We start from the raw sequence: 5,099 nt of genomic DNA, 5'->3' as shown, positions 1-5,099 counted from the left end.
GAACTTCTCAACAAGTTCATTGCCAAAGATTGCAACGGTATTATCACCGGACTCTACGAGTATCACGTATGCTACCAACCCAACTTCCCTTCAAAAACCGTCTTCATTCCCTACCCCATCAAGTGCCTTCCCATCTCCGAGGCATTTACTCCACCTGAAAAAGTAAAAATCTTTATCAGACTTGGATTTTTTACCAACATATTCATTAAAAAAATCTAAAATTTCAGAAATTTTCTTATCCATTTTTATACCCTTTAATTGTGGATAAGAAGCCTCACCATCTGCCCGAAATATACTTGGTTGATAATTCTCTAACCAATTATATGGATTTAATAGCTTACTATAAAATATTAAAGCCATTATAAAAAGCATCCAGAATAAAAATATCGCCCTTACAAAATTTCTTAAATTTTGATTTAATATATATGCAAAAGCAAAGCTCAGGCAAAGCAATATAGTATTCATGTCTAGCGCATACGAAGTTAAGGTGCCACTATATACTATAGCCGTAATGGCTAGCGCCATAAATTTATATTCTTTAGATTTATAAATTTTAGCATTTTTAATAATAAATACCATGGTAATTATAAATAGTATTATAGATATAGAAAAGCCGATATAGATATGCTTGCTAGTAAAATGAATTATAAAATATCCAAGCACTATAAAAATTGCACCCACCATTGCGAATCTTATAGGACTAGCAACATCATGCATTATTTTCATCATAGTTTTATCATATATACAACAAATACAATCAAAGTACCTTTTTAATACTAGTATAAAAATAAATATAGTAAATGCCACAATTAAATTCTTAAATAATAATGGCTCAAAAATAAACCTCGTCGCTATCGTCCATAGACTTCCTTTTGAATCATTATCTGTTATTGATGAAGGATCAAAAGGCATTATGAAATTTATGGATGCAAAGAATATAATAGTAAAGAGTAGTAAAAATCCTATTCTTTTTAAATAATCTTTTACGTTACTAGATATAAAAGCATAAGATACAAAAAGACTAGCGAAAAGAACCAAACCTACATTTTGCTTTATGAAAAAAAGTAGGACTAAAAATAAAATTCCAAGTATTTGATATATGATGCCTTTTTTAGAATTTTCATTTTTTATGGATTTTACTAGAAATAATAGAGTAGAAAATTCTATGATGAAAACGTAGGTATGATAGTCTTTGGCGATATACGACCCACCAACGATCCATAGCAAGCTCGCAAAAATTGCTGCTACAGCGCTACTTACCCTAGAAAAAAACTCCCTCAAAACAGCATAAAGCAAGATCACCTGTATCATTGCGGCCACTACGCCGATGCAGGCAAAAGCGAAGAAATTTATCCCAAATATTTTTTGATAAAAGGCGTTTATATAGACAAATAACGGAGTCCATGCTAGATAAAAATCTTTATTGATCACTTCTCCTTTATTTACTAAATAAGCATAGGTTTCCCACCAGCCTTCTTGGAGTGAGAAGTAATGGTTAAATATCAGTAAATGTAACGCAAGCGTTATACAAAAGCAAAAAGCAACCATTAAATTTTCTAAAATTTTAGTGTTAAACATATCTACCTCAAATCATTTAAAATTATTTTCGCGCTCTCGTCGAAAATTTTACCTTTCAAATGCGCTTTGCAAAATTCTACTATGAGCCCATGAAATAACGCATACGCGCTGTTTTCGTTCTCCAGCTTATCTGCTTTTGCCGCCGCAGCGCAGGGAAAATTAGCGGAATTTACAAACTCATAGATCCGCTCAAATTCCAGCTCGCCTAGCCACGCACTAAGCTCGTCGTAGCTTTCAAACTCATAGCCCAAAGCGCCGAGTAGCCGTGCCGAATAGCTGTCTGCGACCATCACTGCGCGCTCGCAAGCATAGCACAAGATCGCATCGCAGCTCTCCGCGCCGATCCCCTTGCATGCTAGCAGCCACTCACGGCCAACGCTCGCTTTGAAGCTCTCAAAATCCCCAAAATCCGCGATTATCGCTTTGCAAAGCAAGCTTAGACGTCTCGCTTTTTGATTATAAAATCCGCTCACTTTAATGATCTCCGCAAGATCCGCTTCATCTAGCCCGGCGATCCCATCTAGGCTCAAAAGCCCCTTACTACGCAGGTTTTGCAGTGCCGCGTCGGCATTGCGCCACGCCGTATTTTGGATCAAAATCGCCCCCACGACCACCTCAAAGCTTCCAAACCCAGGCCACCAGCGAAAATCCTTGATTTTCACGGCGCGAAAAAGCGCGATAAAAAGCTCGGTCACGCTCATCTCGCGCCTCCTAAATTTCTGGCATCGTTTCTAAAATTTCGCGCAGTAGCAGCGATTTCCCGCATGCGCTCTAGCACGGCGATAAAATTTACAACAAATTTAAATTCGCGTGCCGTATTCATCTGCCGCCACCTTTTAAATTTGCAAAAAATTCCTCGCCAAAGCTCAAGAAAAACTGCTTTGCCGCGCGGCCGCTGCGACTTGCGCGAAGCATCGCAAACTCCCGCGCCTTTGTGTGCAGCGCGTCTAAATTTGCAGCAAAGCTCAAGCGAAATTCAGCCGCGTTCATACTTTGCGCAGCCGCAAAATAGGCATCTACGATCCCTAAATACTCCCGCATGCTCCCGCCGTAAAAGCTTAGCTGCAGCCCGAAGCGCTCGCTCAGGCTGATTCGCTCGTTCGCCGCGTCGCTTAGGTGCAACTCGCCGCGGCTGATCTGCGCAGCGTCGTTGTCGCTTGCGCATTCGCCTACGATGTGGCGGCGGTTGGACGTCGCATACATCAGCACGTTGCGCGGCGCGCGCTCTAAGGATCCTTCTAGCAGCGGCTTTAGGTGCTTGTAGCCGCTCTCGCCGAGCTCAAAGCTCAAATCGTCGCAAAAGATGATAAATTTAAAGCTTGTTTCGCGGATCGCGTCGATTATATCCACGAGATAACCCAGATCGTCCCTACCGATCTCGATGATCTTAAGGCCTTGCGGGATAAATTTAGAAAAAACCGCTTTTGCAAGGCTTGATTTGCCGCAGCCGCTCTCGCCCCATAGCAGCGCGTGGTTGGCGCTTGCGCCGCGCAGGAAAGCGCCCGTGTTTTTTATAAGAGCCGATTTTTGGCTCTCTAGCCCCACAAGCGCGTCAAGATCGGTAAAATCGATGTCACGAACGATCTTTAGCGCCTTTTTATTCGCGCGGAAGACGGCGACCTGTATCGTGCGCCAATCAATCGCGCTAAAATCGCTGAAATAAATTTGCTCGCCGGTGCCGCTCTGCGCACTTTTTAGGACGGCTTGCGGCGCTAAATTCAAACCGCTTACCGAGTCTAAATTTAGCCCTTCACTTCTGCTTTTGCTCGCGCTTTTTTTGATATTTTCATCGCAAGTTCGCATTTTTTAGCTCCCTTCGCAGATAGATCAAAATTTCGTTTATCACGTCGTCATCGTCGCGCGTCTGTGCCTTTAATCGCACCTTATCGCCGTTTGCAAGGGTGATCAAGATATTTTCATCCATGCTCGAAATCACGCGCAAGCCAAGCTTTGTGGCCAAAACCTTAATCATCATCACGTCGATAAATTGCTTAGTGTAAATGTCTGCGTGCCCGAAGCGATCCTCGATCTCGCCGAAAATTTCAAGCACTTCGCTCGCCTCTGCGCACTTGCTAAGCCGCCTGTAAAGATCCAAGCGCAGGCGATCCTCTCTGATAAATTCCGAGTTCAAAAAGGCGTTTACGGAAATTTTAAGCTCTACGCTCGCAGCGGCGCTCTTTCTGCTTAGCAGCTTGCCGATCTCCTCTTCGAGCATCTTTAGATAAAGCGAGTAGCCGATCGCTTCAATATGCCCGCTCTGCGCCTCTCCGAGCAGGTTTCCGCCGCCGCGAATTTCAAGATCGTGATACGCTAGCACCGAACCGCTGCCCAAAAACGAGTTGCTCTCAAGCGCTACGAGCCGTTTTAGCGCGTCCTGCGCAAGGGCAGTTTTATCCTCGATCAAAAAGTAGCAAAAGCCCTGTTTGTTGCTACGCCCGACGCGACCGCGCAGCTGATGCAGATCGGCGATACCGAATTTATCAGCGTTTTCGACGATGATCGTATTTACGCGCGGCATGTGGATGCCGCTTTCTACGATGCTGGTGCAGAGCAGCAGATCGTATCCGCCCGCCACAAATTTTAAAATTTCATCCTCCGTAGTTTTAGCGTCGATCTTGGAGTGTAGAATTAAAATTTTAAGGCTCGGCAAAATTTCAAGCAGCTTCTTTTTGGCGCTTTGCATCGTCGCAATGTGGTTGTGGACGTAAAAAATCTGCCCGCCGCGTCGCAGCTCGCGCGAGATCGCCTCTTTTATGATCTTTTCGTCCCACTGCTTGACGAAGGTGCGCACGTCCAGGCGGTCCTGCGGCGGGCTAAGCAGCGTGGAGTAGCTTTTAATCGAGCTTAGCGCCATATTTAGACTGCGCGGTATCGGCGTAGCGGACATACTAAGTAGGTGCGAGGCGGCGCTTTTTTCTTTGAGCCGCTCCTTTTGCTTAACGCCGAATTTATGCTCCTCATCGATGATTATGAGCCCTAAATTTGCGGGGTTTAAATTTAAAAGCGAATGCGTGCCGACCACGACGATCGCCTCGCCGCTTTGCAGACGTTTTAAAATTTCGCTCTTTTGCCTCGCGCTACTGAAGCGATCGAGCTTGAAAACAGGAATTTCAAACTCCCTAAAGCGCTCGCTAAGCGTGGCGTAATGTTGAGAGCTAAGCAGCGTCGTAGGCACGAAAAACAACACCGAATGGCCGCTGCGGATGCAGGCAAAGATCGCATTCATCGCAACCTCGGTCTTTCCAAAGCCCACGTCGCCGCTAAGTAGGCGGTCCATCACCTTGCCGCTTTGCAGATCCGCCAAAATCGCGCTCACCGCCTTTTGCTGATCGCTCGTGTAGCTAAAACCGCTTGCGCTTAAAAATTTCGCATAATCCGCACTTTCGTTTTTGATGACGAGCCCCCGCACCAGCTCGCGCTTGGCAGCCAGCGTGATGATCTTTGAAGCGATCGCAAAGAGCTTTTCGCGCACTCGCTCTTTGATTTTTGAAAAGCTCGCCCTGCCCAGATGATCCAAGCTC

Annotated in this window: 4 protein-coding genes; all 4 read right to left on the bottom strand. The window is 45.0% G+C overall.

Annotation, left to right across the window (positions count from 1 at the left end; translation table 11 throughout):
• Positions 1–90: 90 nt before the first annotated feature.
• Entirely contained in the window at positions 91–1,578 is a 1,488-nt protein-coding gene (locus Q0256_RS09645; RefSeq protein ID WP_297962529.1) for a glycosyltransferase family 39 protein, read from the bottom strand.
• Positions 1,579–1,580: 2 nt separating this feature from the next.
• Positions 1,581–2,279: a 3-methyladenine DNA glycosylase gene (locus Q0256_RS09640; RefSeq protein WP_297962527.1), complete on the bottom strand. Its 699-nt coding sequence runs from the start codon at positions 2,277–2,279 to the stop codon at positions 1,581–1,583.
• 118 nt (positions 2,280–2,397) lie between these two features.
• On the bottom strand, positions 2,398–3,381 hold the full coding sequence (locus Q0256_RS09635; RefSeq protein WP_297962525.1) for an ATP-binding protein: 984 nt from the start codon (positions 3,379–3,381) through the stop codon (positions 2,398–2,400).
• The coding region (locus Q0256_RS09630; RefSeq protein WP_297962523.1) for a DEAD/DEAH box helicase at positions 3,365–5,099 on the bottom strand (1,735 nt) is incomplete at its 5' end. The genes Q0256_RS09635 and Q0256_RS09630, both read right to left, overlap by 17 nt.

Source organism: uncultured Campylobacter sp., assembly GCF_937949835.1.
Taxonomy (GTDB): Bacteria; Campylobacterota; Campylobacteria; order Campylobacterales; family Campylobacteraceae; genus Campylobacter_B.
The sequence above is the reverse complement of the archived record's forward strand: the minus strand, read 5'-3'. Positions and strand labels throughout refer to the sequence as shown.

Bases quoted from the DNA above. Each gene is read 5' to 3' on its own strand.
- Q0256_RS09645 (WP_297962529.1), bottom strand. From the start codon at position 1,578: ATGTTTAACACTAAAATTTTAGAAAATTTAATGGTTGCTTTTTGCTTT.
- Q0256_RS09640 (WP_297962527.1), bottom strand. From the start codon at position 2,279: ATGAGCGTGACCGAGCTTTTTATCGCGCTTTTTCGCGCCGTGAAAATC.
- Q0256_RS09635 (WP_297962525.1), bottom strand. From the start codon at position 3,381: ATGCGAACTTGCGATGAAAATATCAAAAAAAGCGCGAGCAAAAGCAGA.